Here is a 16,577-nt window from a genome sequence, read left to right on the forward strand (position 1 = left end):
GCTGTGCTATGCACTTTTGTTCAGCAAACGGATAACGCCATAAACACTGAGGCACCAGAGTGCGATGAGCAAGGTCACCAATAACAAGGTGATAAAGGCAAAAATATCCGGTGCTTTCATCAGGGTGGTCATCAGTGATTCTTCGTAATAAAAAAACCATTGATGCCCATCGGGAAACACTTGTACGTGAAGCCAATAAAACACCGACCTAGGGCCGATCAGTAACACAACCAGCGTAATAATGAGTGCTGCCATTAAAAAACCGAGCAATACCTGTCTGGTTGGCGGTGCCGTTAGTTGTTGCCAATAAGCAACGGCCAACAAGCCCAACCATAGCAGCACGCAGCCAGAACCTACCCAGTAAAATACATCAATTAAATTGGCCACATCTTGCAGGTGAATAATTTCAGCCTCATGCATTAAAGGAGTTGTCTGGCCATTTTTCAGTGCGTAGTGAATATCGCCCAGCCCCTTACCGCTGGCCTGCACGGCATCGCTAATTTCCCCAAACAAGCGCCAGTGTTCGCTGGGCGTTATCAATTCAAAATCCCGTTTATAGCGATTGAGCGGCGCATAGTCGGCGATGTGTTGATCCAATGCTAAAAGCTTATAACCGACAGGGTAGGCGAAATGAAATTGGGCCAATAGATGCCAACTGATTAAGGCCAGGGCAATTAGCTGGCAGGCAAAAAATAGGGGCCAAAAAAAATATTTCACTGGGCGCTTCATTAAGGTATGGGGTCCGTTAAAGAAAAAACTGGCGGCAACTTAGCATGGCGATAGGCTTTTCGTCATTATCCTGGCGTCTCTGGCTCGGCTTTTTCTTCTGTTGTCGAATAGCTTTACAGGTGATGATTTTGGTGCCATGTAAGCGATCAATAATTAGTATAGAAATCATAAGGATACTTTCGACCAATTAGAGTGGCATCTAAATTGCTATTTTATATGTGATCGCCGTCACATTTGGCGGCCATATAAAAACGAGGAGACTTGCTATGTTGCAGTCAATTATTAAAGCGGGATTTATGGTTGTTGCTTGTATGTGGGGTGCGTTTGCTAACGCGGGAGCCATTACTTGTCTACCAAGTAATGAACGTGTAGCAACCTTGGATGATGCGGTATTGTGTGCAACCCGAAATGGTCCCAACGCGAATATAAGCACGCCTGCGGATGTGGATGCGCTGATTGATGATTTGGGATTTGCCTGGGTGAAAGAGGGTGAGATAACGGCGCCGGGCAGCAATGATCTGTTCAAGGTTTCAGCCGATAGCTGGGGAACGGACGTCAATGGTATGTGGTATATCGACGCCTCATTTTGGACTATGTATAGCCGCGCTGTCATCAGCATGCATGTCGGTGAGGGTGGTGGAAATCCTGATGCGTTTGCGTGGTTGATTACTCCCGGCGAAGTATCCGGCACATTCTCTTATGAGCGCGTGGCAGGAAAAGGAGGTGGTTTGTCTAACCTTTTCCTGTGGGGATCTGGAACACCGAAAACGAGTGTATCAGAGCCGAATATTGCAATTCTGTTACTCTTGGGATTGATATCCGTGTTTGCTGTTCGTCGTCGTACCTAAAGGATTAACCAGAAAGGAATATTGACGTTAATGGGAAAGTAAAAGCCGCAGCTTGGTCTGCGGCTTTTTTATATCTACTCTGTGTTGTTGAGTAGGAAGGTGATGTCGGATTTTTTTGCAGCTCGCTTATGCGAGCAATGTTTTTAATGTGCGTTCGTAAATTGCGGTGAGCTTATTTAAATCATCGGCACTGATGCATTCGTTGACCTTGTGGATAGTGGCATTGATTGGCCCCAGTTCTACAACCTGCGCGCCTGTTGGGGCGATGAAGCGACCGTCGGAGGTGCCGCCAGAGGTGGAGAGTTCAGTATCCAAACCGGTTTCTGTTTTGATGGCCTCAACAACAGCATTGACCAAATCACCGCGCGGTGTCAGGAAGGGCTGGCCGCTCAGAACCCATTGCAGTTCATAGGTCAATTGATGTTTGTTCAGTATCGCCTCGGTGCGTTCGCGCAGGATTTGATCGGTCAATTCGGTGGAGAAACGGAAATTAAATACCACTTCCACTTCGCCCGGAATCACGTTAGTGGCGCCGGTACCGCCGTTAATATTGGATACTTGAAAACTGGTGGCGGGGAAAAATTCGTTGCCATTATCCCAGTGGGCTGCTGCCAATTCGGCCAGTGCCGGTGCCAGTTTATGGATGGGGTTATCCGCCAGGTGCGGATAGGCCACATGCCCCTGGATTCCTTTGACTTTTAAAATGCCCCCCAGTGAACCGCGGCGGCCATTTTTAATCACATCACCCACCACCTTGGTGCTGGATGGCTCACCCACAATGCACCAGGTCATTTTGGTGTTGCGCGCTTCCAGCCATTCCACCACTTTCACTGTGCCGTTAATAGAAGGGCCTTCTTCATCACTGGTGATTAAAAATGCAATGCGACCTTTGTGATCGGGGTGCTGCGCAATAAAGTTTTCGCAGGCGATAACCATACACGCCAGTGAGCCTTTCATATCCGCCGCGCCGCGCCCGTGCAACATGCCGTCGATAATCTGCGGCTCAAAGGGTGGGTTGTTCCAGTTGGCCTCAGGGCCAGTGGGGACAACATCGGTATGACCGGCAAAGGCCAAAATCGGGCCGCTCGCGCCGTCGCTGCCCTCGCGAATACTCCAAAAATTATCCACCTCGCCAAAACGTAAACGCTCGGTTTTAAAGCCAATCGCTTCAAGGCGTTTGATCATCATCTCCTGACAGCCATCATCTTCCGGCGTAACCGAGCGGCAGCGGATTAAATCAGTAGCGAGTTGTAGTGTGGGGCTTAGGGCAGAGGTCATGGTGATGTCCGGCAGTATGAAGGATAAATTCGCGGTGAATTTTACGCGATTTTGTACCGGATTCGATGAGATTGAGTAATAAAAAACACGGATGGTGTAATGGGTTGATATGAAGGTGATCGCAACTATTAAAACAGGGGAAAGGTAAAAAGCCCCTGCCTTGCGGGCAGGGGAAAGGGTTGGTGATGAACACCCAGCATCAGATTAGAAGGATGCGCGTACACCCAAGGTGACAAACATACCCGGGTCGTAATAGCTGAAGGTCGCCGAATCGTAATGGAAGGTTTGGCGAATAGGCTCGCTGGTCAGGTTAGTGATGCTGAGGCTAACTTGTGGTGCGCCGGCTACTTTTTCAAAGTCGTAACTGGCTGACAAGTCTAACTGGCCGCGGGCATCGGTTTTTAATTGCGCGAACGGAATACCGTTTTGATTCGGGCCCGATGCCCATTGCTCGTCATTCCATACATAGGTTAAACGAATAGAGGCGCCGTAATTTTCCCAGTAAGCCGTGAAGTTATAGGTTTCCGGCGATACGCCAATCGCTTGCGCCGGCGCACCATTGCCTTCACCGCGCTGATGGATATGGGTGTAGTTGGCATTAAAGCCAAAGCCTTCCAAAATCATATCCAGCGGTTGTACCCAGGTCACTTCCGCACCTTCAATTTCCAGGTTGCCATCGGAGTTTACTTGCTGCGTGACGATGACCTGTGCAACATCTGGCCCACCGCGACTCATAATGGCTGCTTGTGCTGTTGGCGCCAGGGAGTCAAACGGAATCATATTGGGGTTGCCAATCGCCACCGGCAATTGCGAGAAGGGTACGGAGGTATTTTTGTTGACGGTAAAACCGGTCATTTGTTTGCCAAACAAGGTCAGGCCAACATAACCCTCATCACCGGTATACCATTCGCCGCCAATATCGATATTGGTGGAGAGGTAAGGTTGCAAATCCGGGTTACCTTGCGTCGCATTTTGCGCCGAAGGATCACCAAAATTGGTGGCGGGCAACATAGCGCTGGGGTTAGGGCGCGTCATGGTTTTGGAGGCTGCAAAACGCAGGACAACATCCTCGGCAGCATCAAAGCTGACGTTCAGCGAGGGCAAGAAGTAGTTGTAGTTGGAGGACACGCTGCTGTAGAAGCGCTGTGCTTCTACCGGTGGGTTGGCGTTGGGTTGCGCGGCGATAGACACAGGGCCTTCAATGACCTGATCGGTTTCTATGTAGCGCCCCCCCAGATTAATCCGCGCCTCGCGATTGGCAATTTCTGTTTTGGCGTTTACTTCCAGATAACCGCCCAGCGTATCTTCATCCACAATACCCGTGGATGCCCCGGTTGCTGAGCCACCGCCTTCCGGTGCGCCCTTGGCCAGGGTGTAATAATCGGTTGCGGCAAAGAAGCGGTCGTAATCAACACTGATAAAACCGAATGGGCCAGGTTTCAAATAGGAGGCCAGTTCTGACTGTGGCACGGCCGAATTGGGGTTCAATCCGTTACAAGGCGCACGGTTGGTGGTAGGTGAATTGCCATCGGCATCCAGACCATTGCGGCACACCACATCTTCCCAGCGGCCACTGTTGTCATAGCCGCGAATAGCGCGGCGGATAGTGTCCTGCGCCAAACCAAATTTGATGTTGTTGTCGGCATCGCCAAAACGATAATCCACATGGATACCATCGGTTTCGGTATCGCGCTCCTCCAATGAAATATTCACGCGTCCGCCGCCGTCCCAGGTCCAACCGGCATTGGGGTCATTCAGATTTACCGCCGAGTTGTATTTGGGAACTTCGCCGTTTACAAAATCCACCTGCCCGATCGGTGTGTTGACCAACACCGTCGGTTGCGAACGTTTCCAATCGCTGCGGCTGGAGTTCAACTGCACGTCCAGTGTGTGCACATCGCCAAATTCAAAATGCGCACCGGGATTGATGTTGTAGAAATCCAAATCCTCGGTGTAGGGGCGAGCTTCCAGCAGGAACCGCGCGCCGCCAAAGGTAGCCGACTGCACGACGTTATTGCTGTCCAACACCATGTTGGTCGGAATGGCGGTGCCATTGCGCCCGATAAATGCCAGTGCCAAACGGTTGAAATCACGGGTTTGATTGGTGGCGATAATATCCAGATAAAATTGCATGCTATCGCTGGGACGATGCTCAAACGACAGCAAGCCGCTCACGCGATCCTGTTCGCCATCCATATAAGCCAAGCGACCCAGGCGGGGAATCAGGGCTTCGGAAATTTGGGTGATATCCAGCCCGGGGTTTTGATCCAGCAGGAAGGCCTGATCGATGATAGTGCCCGCGGTTAATCCAGCACCGGCATTGGCCGGAACAACACCGTAACCAAAGTTCGGATCATTGGCGTCCTGGATTAATCCCGCCACATTCCAGTTGTTACCGCCCGATGGATTACAGCCACCGGTTGTTGCCAGGGTTTGGCCTGTACCCGGTGTGGTGCCACAAATACGGTGCGAGGTATTCAGGTTGGTCCAACCGATGGTTTCAAACCCTTCGGTGGTGAGTTTTTTATTAAAAACGGAAATACCGCCCAGCACACCAAAGGTGTCATTAGTCCAACTTCCCAGAGCGGACAGCTTCGGGCTGATCTCATTATTAATATCGGTGTACACGCCTTGGGCGTTAACTACCGAGTGAAAACCTTGTTCACTGTTATCAAAGGGGCGCGCGTTACGGATGTTAATAACACCGGCAGCTCCTCCTTCCAGCATGCCCGCTGTCGGGGTTTTTTGTACATCAAACCGGGTAAAAAGCTCGGTGGGGAACAGATCCAGATCGATCTCGCGGTTCTGGTTTTGTGAATCCACACTGCCAGCGGATGCCACCGCAATCTGCGCATTATTCAGCGTCACCTTGGTAAAGCTGGTGCCCAATCCGCGAATAGATACGTTAGTGCCGTCGCCAAATACGTTGCGGCTAATTTGAATACCGGGCATGCGGTTAATGGCTTCTGCGATGTTGGAATCGGCAAACTTACCTATGTCTTCGGCGAACACCGAATCCACCAATGAAGTAGAGGCGCGTTTGGCATTAGTCGCACTTTGCAAGCTGCCTTTGTAGCCAGTAACTACCAGTTCTTCGACTTCGTTTTGCGCAACAGCACCTGCGGATGCAATCGCAAGGCTGAGTAAACTGATCTTAAAAAGCGGATTGATATATAGAGAGTTCATACTAAAAATCCTTTACTGATTGATTATTCTGGTCTTTGCAAAAGCCTGTAAGGGAATGCAAAAGTCTATTTCAGTGCAGTAGTGGCACTCAAGTGCACTTGTATACATGAGTGTTGAATAATCCTATTCCTGCTTTTTTGGGGCGTCAATATAAATTGTCTGATTATATGTGAAGGTTCGCTTTTTAACGGGGGAAAGGGGAGGTAGGGGAATGGGTGGATATAGGCAGATTTACAAATTTGCTTTTACTCTACCGGGCAGAAAAAAGCCCTCCAGAAGAGGGCTGTGCGGGTTTAGTTGGTTTTGTTGTTGATGCTAATGCGTTTGCTTTCACTCGGTGGCAGTGCCTTGCGTGGAATAGTAATCTCCAGCAAACCGTGATTCATGGACGCGCTTATCTCGTCCTGGTTGCAATCCTCTGGCAGGGTGAGTACACGCTGAAAACTGCCAAAAGAACGCTCCATCCGGTAGTAGTGTTTATCGCTGGATTCTTTTTCCTCTTTTTTCTCACCGCGAATAGTAAGTACACCTTTGTTGATTTCCAGATTGATGTCCTTCTCGGTCAAGCCGGGTGCCTCCAGGCTGATCTGGTAACTCTTGTCATCGCTTGCAACATTTAATTTGGCCTGAAAACCAGTGATGTTAAATAACCCATCTTTTGGCCAGCGGTTGTTGAGCGATGGCATATTAAAATCGCGAAAGGTTGCATCAAATAACCGGTCAATTTCCCGCTGCAACCGCAGCATGGGGTGACTGCCGGTGGTGTTGTCTTTTTCTTCATTACTGGCACTGGTTGTAGCGGGCGCTTGTTGCCCGGCATCTTCATGTTTAAACCAGTTCCAGGGGTTGAGTTGCAATCTGTTCATAAGCACCTCCTGTTGTGGTGAATCATCGGTAGTTAAGTGCGCTGACATAACTGTCAGTAACAGCCTAGCGCCAATGACCCGCTGCACATTTGTGTTGGATCAAATAGCGCGGTTAATTATTAACTAAGGCTGGAGTTTCCTGACTTCAAGCCATATTGCTAGATGCTTTTTCTATAAAAATAAATGCCAACATAAATTTGTTTTATTAATCTGCACCTATCCTTTTTCATGGGTTTTTCATCGTCGTTAAATTTTTTTATCTGGTGCCTTGAACTTTATTTATGGTGTCCTCATCTAACGCCGCAGCTTCGTTAGCTACGATTGTTTTGTGGGAATAATCCCGTTACTGAGGAAAAAACAATGTATAACGCGAACCTTATTCATAACGCGGTTATCCAATTCTCGCTCTTGTTTTTTGCGCGCTTCTGGCGCCCCCCCGCCCATATTCCTTGCGGTTTAACGCACTGTATTTCTAACTGAATTCTTGTTGTTATCTTTCGTCCATTACTCTGGAGGCTTTTATGCTGGCAGTGTCAAAACTCAAGCGAGCCTACGGCGATTTTGTGGCGGCCGATGAGGTCAGTTTTACTATCGCCAAAGGTGAGATCGTAGGTTTGCTTGGCCACAATGGGGCAGGCAAAACTACCGTCATGAAAATGTTAAGCGGTTATTTGGAACCCAGTGCAGGAACCATCCAGTTCCAGGGGCTGGCGCTGGCGGATAACCTCAAAACCTTGCAGCGTAAAATTGGTTATTTGCCAGAAAATTTACCGATTTATCCTGAAATGTCGGTGGCCGCTTATTTGGATTACGCGGCCGAGCTTAAAGGTTTGCAGGGCGCGGAAAAACAGCGCGACATAAAGCGTGTGATTGACGCGACTGACATAAAAAATAAATTGCTGGCGCCCATTGCCAGTTTGTCGCGCGGTTACAAACAGCGCGTGGGGGTAGCACAAGCATTGCTCGGTCGCCCCGCACTGTTAATTCTGGATGAGCCCACCAACGGCTTGGACCCACAGCAAACCCTGCAAATGCGTGCGTTAATTCGCACTATTGCGCAGGAGGCGACAGTTATTTTATCCACCCACATTATGCAAGAAGTGGATGCCTTGTGTGACCGCGTATTGATGATGCGCGCGGGGCGCTTGGTATTGGATGAAAAATTGTCGGAGTTGCGCCACGCCCGCTCCTTGTTACTCACCACCAATCAATCCGGTGCTGAACTGGAGCCAGTGCTGCGCTGTGTAACTGGCGTAAAAACAATTGAAGCTCTCGGTAAAAATGCACATGGCGAGCAGCTGCGTATTCACTTGGGCGATGCCGCTGACGTGCAAGCCACTACGGCTGCACTGGCGCGTTTAGTATTGGAAAACAACGCGGAGTTATACCAGCTGCAACCCGAAACCCGCGACCTGGAAAGCCTGTTCCGCGATATCAACAATGCCACGCTGAGCGCGAAAGAAACGCAGGAGGTTGATCGTGCTGCCTAACACTACGATTACAAAAATTGCCAAAAAAGAAATCGGTTTATTTTTTTCCTCACCGATCGCCTATTTATTTTTAGCCGCTTTTGCGGCTGTCAGTTTATTTGCCTTTTTTTGGGGTGAAGCTTTTTTTGCCCGCAATATTGCCGATGTACGCCCGTTGTTCGAATGGATGCCGCTCCTGCTGATTTTTTTATGCAGCACTATCACCATGCGTTTGTGGAGTGAGGAGCGCCGTAGCGGCACGCTTGAACATGTACTTACCCAACCCGTGCCGCTGTGGCATTTTGTGGTGGGTAAGTTTTTGGGCTGCGTTGTGTTGTTGGTGATTGCACTGGCGATCACTTTGCCGCTCCCCATTACTGTTGCAGTGCTGGGCGATTTGGATTGGGGGCCGGTAGCTGCGGGTTATGTGGCAACCTTATTGTTGGGTGCTGCTTACTTGAGTATGGGTTTGTTTGTATCTGCGCGCAGCGATAATCAAATAGTCAGTTTGATTAGCGCCGTGGCACTCTGCGGGGTTTTTTATCTATTGGGCAGCAGTGCAATTACCAATTTTATGGGCAATAGCGCCGCCGAATATTTACGATTGTTGGCAACCGGTGCGCGTTTTGATTCTATCGCCCGCGGTGTGATTGATCTGCGCGATTTGTATTTTTATATCAGCCTGGTGTTGGTATTTCTCGCCTTAAATACCTACGCTTTGGAGCGCGAACGCTGGGCGGCCACCGGCAACAAAACCCATCATGGTCGCTGGCGTTCTGTTACTGCGTTATTGTTGATCAATGCCTTGGCAGCCAATCTCTGGCTTGGCCAAATTAATAGCCTGCGTATTGACACCACTCGCGGCAATCAATATTCCATTTCTACTGCAACTGAACACTATTTGCAGCAACTGCAAGAACCCTTATTGCTGCGTGGTTATTTCAGCGGCAAAACCCATCCGCTGTTATCACCGCTGGTGCCGCAGCTGCGCGACTTGATGAAAGAATATGAAGTGGAAGGCAAGGGGTTAGTGCGCGTGGAATTTGTGGATCCGGTAACTGACCCGGAGTTGGAGCAAGAGGCAAATCAGAAATATGCCATTCAACCCGTGCCCTTCCAAATTTCGGATCGCTACCAAGCTTCGCTGGTAAATTCCTATTTCAACGTGTTGGTTCAGTATGGCGATGAATATCAAGTGCTGGGCTTTCGCGATTTAATTGAAGTAAAAAGTGCCGGCGAAACCGATTTGGATGTGCAACTGCGCAACCCCGAACACGATTTAACCCGCGCGATTAAAAAAGTGCTGCACTCTTATCAAGCGGGCGGCAATTTGTTTGACACAGTAAAAGGTGAGCTGCGTTTTACTGCCTATGTGTCAGCGGATAATCGCCTGCCTGAGGCGCTTAAAAAATTTAAGGATCTGGTTAGTGCTGAGGTGAATAAACAACGCGAAAAATCGGGCGAGCGTTTGCAGTTGGAGTTTCTCGACCCGGATGCCAATGGTGGTGAATTGGGGCAGCGCATCGCTCAGGATTATGGTTTTAATCCTCTGGCGACCAGTTTGCTCAGCAATGAACGTTTTTATTTTTACATGACCTTGGCGCAGGGTGAGCAGTTGGTGCAGATCCCGCTGGATGATATGAGTGCGGCAAGTTTTGAGCGCAACTTTAACGCTGCCCTGAAACGATTCGCTTCAGGTTTCACCAAAACCGTAGCGCTGGTGACTCCTGCGGCGGATATGGGCGGCTACTATGGTGCACCGGCGGGGCCGCAATTTAATCAGCTGCAGGAATTTCTCGGTGCAGAATTAAATGTGCAACGCGAGGATTTGTCCGACGGCAGTGTGAGCGGTGAGGCGGATGTATTATTGCTCGCTGCCCCCAAAGAACTGGGCGAAAAAGAATTGTTCGCGGTGGATCAATTCCTTATGCAAGGTGGCACGGTGATTATGGCCAGCTCGCCCTACAGCGCCTCGGTCAGCCAGCGCAGTTTGAGTTTGCAAAAACACAACAGTGGTGTGCAGCAATGGCTCGCCCATCACGGTATTCGCATGGAAGAAAAGTTGGTGATGGATAAACAAAACTTGCCTTTCCCAATTCCCGTGAGCCGCAATCTGGGTGGTTTCAGTGTGCAGGAAATGCGCATGGTGGATTACCCTTATTTTGTGGATGTGCGTGGGCAAGGTTTGAATGCGGAGAATCCCATCACCAGCGGTTTGCCACAGGCGAGTCTTGCATGGGCTTCACCTATCGCGCTGGATGCTGACAAAAATCAGCAGCGCCTAATTACCGAATTGCTACGCAGTTCGGACAGCGCATGGCTGAGTGGCGATATGAATATAGTGCCGCAAGTCAACAGCGATGGTTTGTCACGCTTTATTCCTGTGGGCGAACAAAAATCCCATTTGTTGGGTGTGATTAGTCAGGGCCGTTTTGATTCTTTTTTTGCCGGAAAAAATTCGCCCTTGCTGGTCAATACAAACGCAAACACAAACGCTGATACAACCGCGGCAGGAGCCTCCGAGGCTGAGGCAAATAATGGCGATGCGGCTTTATCTACTACACAAACAGTGAGCAGTGTTATTCAACACTCTCTGGAATCTGCACGCATTATTTTATTCAGCTCCAACGATTTCCTCAGCGATGCCGTCATCAATATGACCGGTATGGCCACCGGTGGGCAGTATCTTAATTCGGTGCAATTACTTGCCAATACGGTGGATTGGGCGCTGGAGGATGAAGGGCTGGTAAGTATTCGCGCACGCGGCAATTTCAACCGCACTCTGCCCGCGATGGAACAAACCAGCCAAGCCTTTTGGGAGTATTTAAATTACGCATTAGCGCTGGGTGCGCTGTTGTTGGTGGGGCTGGTGCAGCGACAGTTTAAGCGTCGTCGCGAACAACAGTACCGGCAGTGGCTGGCGAACTAATCACACTCACTATTGACCAGAAAGAGGTGAATAATGAACCAAGCAGTAACCATTAATGTTGCCCAGAGTAATAGGGTAGAAACCATGTGGGATATGGCGCGCTGGCAACAACGCCTGTGGCTCTTGTTGGTGATTCAAGTGTTATTGGTGGTGGGTGTTTATGCCTATCAACAGAACTCCCGTGCAACACCAACGGCGGTACCTTTGTTGCCAGTGTCCACCAACGTGATTGATCGCATTGAAATCGCTGATGCGACAACCAGTGTGCACTTGAATAAACAAGCGAATCGCTGGCAACTCACGCAGTCGTCCTTACCGGTAGACAATGAAAAAATCACCGCATTGTTGGAAAAGTTAAACGGATTGCGGTTGACCTGGCCGGTTGCCAATACCGCATCCAGCCACGAGCGGTTTGAAGTAGGCGAACAAAAATTCCAGCGCAAATTACGCCTTTATGAAGGTGATAAATTGCAGGCGGAATTTTATTTAGGCAGTTCACCTGGTTTCAAAAAAGTGCATTTGCGCCGTGCGGGTGATAGTCAGGTTTACAGCGTTGCACTCAGCACTATGGATGCAGCCACCAGTGGTGATGATTGGTTGAATAAACAACTGCTCACTACTAACAATCCAGTCAACATCAAAGGGCGCGATTACGAGCTGCAAAGGCAAGGTGAAAACTGGCAATTAGTTGATGAAACCGGTGCGTCATTAAACACCGAAAATGTGACAGCCTTGGTGAAGGCGTTGGCTAGTTTGCAGGTGCAGTCTGTGGTGCAAGAAGCACCGAAGGGCGAGCCCATTACTCTTGCGGTAAAAAGTGCAGAAGGCAATTGGCAGTATGAATTTATCAAGACTGACGCTGGATATGTTGTCAAACGCAGTGATCGCGAACAGTACTTTTCACTGAGTGAGTATGAGTATGAACGTATCGCTCAGGTCGTGCGTGAAAATCTATTGGCGCCGGCGACAACCACGCAGACAAGTCCGACAACATCAAACTCTGCAGCGACCAACCCGGTAGAGGCTGTTGTGCAAGACGCTACCAAAGGTTTGTTGGGTAATTGACCTAACTAAAAACAAACAGCCCGGCATATGCCGGGCTGTTGTTATTTGTATCTATGTTTCTAGCTGTCGCTATTTGCTTTTTGTTCAGCGGTGCTTAACCTGCTAAACCAACATAAACTTCATGCACATCATCATCGTTATCAATCGCAGCCAGGAATGCTTCCACTTCTTCCAATGCTTCGCCAGATAAGCTCACGGGGTTTTTGGGTTTGTAGCCGAGTTTGGCAGACACAACAGTAAAACCTTGATCGGGCAGTGCTTTTTGTACCAGATCCAAATCGGTTGGGTCTGTGTAAAAGGTTGCAGTGCCATCGTCGTCTGCTTCGAAATCCTGTGCGCCGGCTTCGATTGCTGCCATTTCTATATCGGCATCTTTCGTGGCTGGGCTGGCTTCGATAATGCCCAAGTGATCAAAATCCCAAGAGACAGAACCGGATGTACCTAACTGGCCTTTCCGGAATAAACCGCGAATATTGGAGATGGTGCGGTTGACGTTGTCGGTAAGGCATTCAACGATCACGGGCACCTGATGCGGTGCGTAACCTTCATAGGTGACTTTTTCGTAACTGGCGGCGCCGTCGAGTTGGCCCGAGCCTTTTTTAATCGCGCGCTCCAATGTCTCGCGCGTCATTGATGCTTTTTTGGCTTGGACGATAGCGAGGCGTAGGCGCGGGTTCATATCCGGGTCTGCACCCGAGCGTGCTGCGATCATAATTTCTTTGGTGAGTTTGGTAAAAATTTTACCTTTTGCGCTCGCAGCTTCTTCTTTATGTTTTGCTTTCCATTGTGCGCCCATGATTATCGCCTCGTTGTTTGCACAAACCCATTGTGCCTGGTTTATCGTTAGGGGCAGCTACTTGCTGCGCCCGTTGTATGTAAATTATTCTGTATTCATCAGGGCACAATAAATTGCGCCCGAACCAATCAAATTAATTCGCGTGCAATGCAGTATTTAATTGCAACGCACTTTTATTGGTAACCACTTCCACGCGGCCCGTGATGGAATTGCGGCGGAATACCAAATCATTCACACCGGCAAGTTCACGCGCTTTGATAGTTTTCACTTCGTTGCCCGCATCGTCTAAGACCACCACTTTAGTTCCAGCAGTGATGTAGAGGCCGGATTCTACTTTGCAACGGTCGCCCAGTGGAATACCAATACCGGCGTTAGCGCCAATCAATGACTCTTTACCAACAGAAATGACAATGTTTCCGCCGCCCGACAAGGTGCCCATGGTGGAGCTACCGCCGCCCAAATCCGAACCGGCACCGACAAAGACACCGGCAGAAATACGGCCTTCAATCATCGCCGGGCCTTCGGTGCCCGCGTTAAAGTTAACAAAACCTTCGTGCATGATGGTGGTGCCTTCGCCCAGGTATGCACCCAAACGCACGCGTGCAGTGTGCGCAACGCGCACGCCTTTAGGCACAACGTAGTTGGTCATTTTAGGGAATTTATCCACGCAGGATACTTCCAGTTCTTCACCATTCAAGCGCGCTTGCAATTGACGTGCGGGCAGTTCGTTAACATCAATAGCGCCTTGGTTGGTCCAGGCAACATTGGGCAGTACACCGAAAATACCGGCAAGCACTGTGTTGTGTGGTTTAACCAAGCGGTGCGACAACAAATGTAATTTTAAATAACCTTCCGGTACAGACGTCGGGTTAGTGTCTGTCGCGAGCAACGTAGCAACCAGAGGACGTTTGCTGGTAGCCAGTGACTTTGCCAATTCTGCTTGCGCGCTATCACCGGCAATAGTGAGAGCTTGGGCGATTTCACTGGCTTGGTTGGTGGTCAAGGCAATTGCTTGGTTACCTTCGTTATAGCCGACAATAGTGGCAATGGCACGTGCGACAGCTTCTGATGGAGCGAGAACGGGTTGGGCATAGAATACTTCCAGCCATTCACCTTTTGCGTTCTGGGTGCCGATGCCTAAGCCTAATGCGTAAAGTTGAGTCATATTTTTTCCTGACAATAGTTCAAATAATTAATTAAAAATCTTGCTGTATTCGGCGTCTTTAAAGCCGACGTATGCTTGTGTGCCGGTATCCAGTAATGGGCGTTTTATCAGCGTTGGATTTTCCACAATCACTGCTACGGCCGTGTCAGCATTAAAATTGTCTTTGATGCTGTCATTTAATTCTTTCCAGGTGGTGCTGCGTTTGTTCACCAGTGTTTCCAAACCGATTTCAGCAATCCACTTTTTGACTTGAGGCTCACCCAAACCATCGGCACGGAAATCGTGAAAGTGATAATCCACTTTATGGTGTTCAAGCCATGCGCGGGCTTTTTTGACTGTGTCGCAGTTTTTAATGCCGTATAAGGTAATCATGGTTTCAGTACAATTTTAGGTTTTTTACGATTGGGGTAACAGGTTCGACAAATATCACACACAGTGCCATCGCAACCGCGTGCGGAGCAAAATTCACGCCCGTAATAAATAATTTGCAAATGCAGTGCATTCCAACTCTCTTGCGGGAACAGGCGTTTTAAATCTTTTTCGGTTTGCACCACATTCTTGCCGTTGGTTAAGCCCCAGCGCTGGGCAAGGCGATGGATGTGGGTATCTACCGCAAACGCAGGCACCCCAAATGCTTGGCTCATGACTACGCTGGCCGTTTTGTGACCCACACCGGGCAGCCGTTCCAGTGCGTCCCAATCCTGGGGTACTTGACCATTGTGTTCATTGACCAGCATGTTGGATAACACTGAAATCGCTTTGGATTTCTGCGGTGATAATCCACAAGGGCGAATAATGGCTTGAATATTTTCGACCGGCACTTTCGCCATGTCGAATGGATTATCTGCCAATTCAAACAGTGCCGGTGTCACCGTGTTCACGCGCTCATCGGTACATTGGGCGGATAGCAGTACCGCTACCAACAAGGTGTAAGCGTCTTTGTGATGCAAGGGGATCGGCGGATTAGGGTAGAGGCTTTGCAATCGTTGCAAAATAAATTTAACCCGCTCCGCCTTGCTCAAATTTTTTACAGCGTCACTCATAGTGTTTTTACAAAAGCTTTGATGCGCTCGGCAGCTTCAATACATTCTGCCAGCGGAGCAACCAATGCCAGGCGGACATAATCTTCACCGGGATTAATGCCATTGGCTTCACGTGCTAAATAACTGCCAGGCAAAGTGGTCACTTTTTGCTGGGCAAATAATTGCTGTGCAAAGGCTTCGCCTTTAATCGGTGTTTTAGGCCAGAGGTAAAAACTGGCGTCTGGTTTCTGTACGTCCAGGCAACCATCCAACACTTTCAGTACTGCATCGAATTTTTCGCGGTAAGCGGTGCGGTTGGCAATAACATGCTGCTCATCCTGCCAAGCGGCAACACTGGCTAGTTGGGTTGGTACAGGCATGGCGCACCCGTGGTAGGTGCGATACAGCAAAAACTTTTCCAGAATGTCGGCATCACCGCCTACAAAGCCGGAGCGTAAACCGGGTAAGTTGGAGCGCTTGGACAAGCTGTGAAATACCACACAGCGCGCGAAGTCATCGCGCCCCAATTCTGCACAAGCTTGTAATAAACCTACTGGTGGGTGTTGTTCATCAAAATACAATTCTGAGTAGCATTCATCAGAAGCGATAACAAAATCGTATTGATCCGCAAGTGCAATCAGCTCTTTCAATTGTGCTGAATTCATAACGGCGCCGGTAGGATTGCCGGGTGAACAAATAAATAATAATTGGCAGCGCTCCCATACGGCGGCCGGGACGGCGGCAAAATCCGGAATAAAATTATTGTCGGGTGTGCAGTTCAGAAAATAGGGTTCTGCTCCCGAGAGAATCGCCGCCCCTTCATAAATTTGATAAAACGGATTGGGCGATACTACAAGCGGATTGGGTTTGCTGCGATCAATAATTGCCTGCGCAAAGGCAAACAGTGCCTCACGTGTCCCGTTCACTGGCAGTACATGCTTGTCTGCGGTAAAACTGCCCGGGGTCAACTGAAAGCGTTTTGTCGCCCACGCGGCAATAGCAGTACGCAATTCCGGTAACCCTTTGGTCGTGGGGTAGTTGGATAATTTATTCAAGTTATTGACGAGTGTATCCAATACAAACCCGGGCGGTTCGTGTTTGGGTTCGCCAATGGATAACATAATGTCGGTTAACGCGCTTGGGGGAGTAACGGCTGCCTTGAGTGCAGCCAGTTTTTCAAACGGATAGGGATGCAGATGGTTTAAATCCGGATTCATAATCTCA

Annotated in this window: 13 protein-coding genes; 4 read left to right on the plus strand and 9 right to left on the minus strand. The window is 49.3% G+C overall.

All coding sequences use genetic code 11. The features are described 5' to 3' along the window. Window positions 1-6: 6 nt before the first annotated feature. Window positions 7-717, minus strand: a complete 711-nt coding sequence (locus tag B0D95_RS01560) for a DUF1461 domain-containing protein (RefSeq protein ID WP_246841696.1) — start codon at window positions 715-717, stop codon at window positions 7-9. 278 nt (window positions 718-995) lie between these two features. On the opposite strand from B0D95_RS01560, the gene B0D95_RS01565 reads away from it, so the two are divergent. Then, entirely contained in the window at window positions 996-1,577 is a 582-nt protein-coding gene (locus B0D95_RS01565; protein WP_078042261.1) for a hypothetical protein, read from the plus strand. A 126-nt stretch (window positions 1,578-1,703) separates the two neighbouring features. On the opposite strand, the gene dapE is transcribed toward B0D95_RS01565, so the two are convergent. The 3 genes from dapE to B0D95_RS01580 all read right to left on the minus strand — a co-directional run bounded on the left by dapE (window position 1,704) and on the right by B0D95_RS01580 (window position 6,907). Beyond that, window positions 1,704-2,855 carry a succinyl-diaminopimelate desuccinylase gene (gene dapE, locus B0D95_RS01570; RefSeq protein ID WP_078042262.1) on the minus strand — a complete coding sequence of 384 codons (1,152 nt, stop codon included), beginning with the start codon at window positions 2,853-2,855 and terminating at the stop codon, window positions 1,704-1,706. A gap of 204 nt (window positions 2,856-3,059) precedes the next feature. Then, a complete protein-coding gene (locus tag B0D95_RS01575) occupies window positions 3,060-6,041 on the minus strand; it encodes a TonB-dependent receptor (RefSeq protein ID WP_078042264.1) in 2,982 nt (993 codons plus the stop codon). A 293-nt stretch (window positions 6,042-6,334) separates the two neighbouring features. Beyond that, window positions 6,335-6,907 (minus strand): Hsp20/alpha crystallin family protein, encoded by a 573-nt coding sequence (locus tag B0D95_RS01580; RefSeq protein ID WP_141229440.1) that lies wholly within the window; start codon window positions 6,905-6,907, stop codon window positions 6,335-6,337. Window positions 6,908-7,428: 521 nt separating this feature from the next. On the opposite strand from B0D95_RS01580, the gene B0D95_RS01585 reads away from it, so the two are divergent. Genes B0D95_RS01585 through B0D95_RS01595 form a run of 3 tightly spaced genes read left to right on the plus strand, consistent with a single transcriptional unit; the run spans window position 7,429 to window position 12,370 of the window. After that, window positions 7,429-8,397 (plus strand): ABC transporter ATP-binding protein, encoded by a 969-nt coding sequence (locus B0D95_RS01585; RefSeq protein ID WP_078042268.1) that lies wholly within the window; start codon window positions 7,429-7,431, stop codon window positions 8,395-8,397. Then, on the plus strand, window positions 8,387-11,305 hold the full coding sequence (locus tag B0D95_RS01590) for a Gldg family protein (protein ID WP_078042269.1): 2,919 nt from the start codon (window positions 8,387-8,389) through the stop codon (window positions 11,303-11,305). Before B0D95_RS01585 ends, B0D95_RS01590 begins: the two co-directional genes overlap by 11 nt. 33 nt (window positions 11,306-11,338) lie before the next feature. Then, on the plus strand, window positions 11,339-12,370 hold the full coding sequence (locus tag B0D95_RS01595; RefSeq protein ID WP_078042270.1) for a DUF4340 domain-containing protein: 1,032 nt from the start codon (window positions 11,339-11,341) through the stop codon (window positions 12,368-12,370). Window positions 12,371-12,464: 94 nt separating this feature from the next. Here the strand turns inward: B0D95_RS01595 and B0D95_RS01600 are convergent, their stop codons facing one another. The 5 genes from B0D95_RS01600 to dapC all read right to left on the minus strand — a co-directional run bounded on the left by B0D95_RS01600 (window position 12,465) and on the right by dapC (window position 16,570). Next, window positions 12,465-13,166, minus strand: coding sequence for a YebC/PmpR family DNA-binding transcriptional regulator (locus tag B0D95_RS01600; RefSeq protein WP_078042271.1), 702 nt, complete (start codon window positions 13,164-13,166; stop codon window positions 12,465-12,467). A 133-nt stretch (window positions 13,167-13,299) separates the two neighbouring features. Continuing rightward, window positions 13,300-14,331, minus strand: a complete 1,032-nt coding sequence (gene dapD, locus B0D95_RS01605; RefSeq protein ID WP_078042272.1) for a 2,3,4,5-tetrahydropyridine-2,6-dicarboxylate N-succinyltransferase — start codon at window positions 14,329-14,331, stop codon at window positions 13,300-13,302. Window positions 14,332-14,358: 27 nt separating this feature from the next. Next, on the minus strand, window positions 14,359-14,703 hold the full coding sequence (locus B0D95_RS01610) for an ArsC family reductase (protein WP_078042273.1): 345 nt from the start codon (window positions 14,701-14,703) through the stop codon (window positions 14,359-14,361). Continuing rightward, window positions 14,700-15,374 (minus strand): endonuclease III, encoded by a 675-nt coding sequence (gene nth, locus B0D95_RS01615; protein ID WP_078042274.1) that lies wholly within the window; start codon window positions 15,372-15,374, stop codon window positions 14,700-14,702. Before nth ends, B0D95_RS01610 begins: the two co-directional genes overlap by 4 nt. Next, on the minus strand, window positions 15,371-16,570 hold the full coding sequence (dapC, locus tag B0D95_RS01620; protein WP_078042275.1) for a succinyldiaminopimelate transaminase: 1,200 nt from the start codon (window positions 16,568-16,570) through the stop codon (window positions 15,371-15,373). Before dapC ends, nth begins: the two co-directional genes overlap by 4 nt. Window positions 16,571-16,577: the final 7 nt, after the last annotated feature.

The sequence above is a fragment of the Cellvibrio sp. PSBB023 genome (assembly GCF_002007605.1).
Classification (GTDB): Bacteria; Pseudomonadota; Gammaproteobacteria; order Pseudomonadales; family Cellvibrionaceae; genus Cellvibrio.

What these genes read in the sequence shown, in the direction of transcription:
- B0D95_RS01565 (WP_078042261.1), top strand. Translation starts at nt 996, where the DNA reads ATGTTGCAGTCAATTATTAAAGCGGGATTTATGGTTGTTGCTTGTATG.
- dapE (WP_078042262.1), bottom strand. Translation starts at nt 2,855, where the DNA reads ATGACCTCTGCCCTAAGCCCCACACTACAACTCGCTACTGATTTAATC.
- B0D95_RS01575 (WP_078042264.1), bottom strand. Translation starts at nt 6,041, where the DNA reads ATGAACTCTCTATATATCAATCCGCTTTTTAAGATCAGTTTACTCAGC.
- B0D95_RS01580 (WP_141229440.1), bottom strand. Translation starts at nt 6,907, where the DNA reads ATGAACAGATTGCAACTCAACCCCTGGAACTGGTTTAAACATGAAGAT.
- B0D95_RS01585 (WP_078042268.1), top strand. Translation starts at nt 7,429, where the DNA reads ATGCTGGCAGTGTCAAAACTCAAGCGAGCCTACGGCGATTTTGTGGCG.
- B0D95_RS01595 (WP_078042270.1), top strand. Translation starts at nt 11,339, where the DNA reads ATGAACCAAGCAGTAACCATTAATGTTGCCCAGAGTAATAGGGTAGAA.
- B0D95_RS01600 (WP_078042271.1), bottom strand. Translation starts at nt 13,166, where the DNA reads ATGGGCGCACAATGGAAAGCAAAACATAAAGAAGAAGCTGCGAGCGCA.
- dapD (WP_078042272.1), bottom strand. Translation starts at nt 14,331, where the DNA reads ATGACTCAACTTTACGCATTAGGCTTAGGCATCGGCACCCAGAACGCA.
- B0D95_RS01610 (WP_078042273.1), bottom strand. Translation starts at nt 14,703, where the DNA reads ATGATTACCTTATACGGCATTAAAAACTGCGACACAGTCAAAAAAGCC.
- nth (WP_078042274.1), bottom strand. Translation starts at nt 15,374, where the DNA reads ATGAGTGACGCTGTAAAAAATTTGAGCAAGGCGGAGCGGGTTAAATTT.
- dapC (WP_078042275.1), bottom strand. Translation starts at nt 16,570, where the DNA reads ATGAATCCGGATTTAAACCATCTGCATCCCTATCCGTTTGAAAAACTG.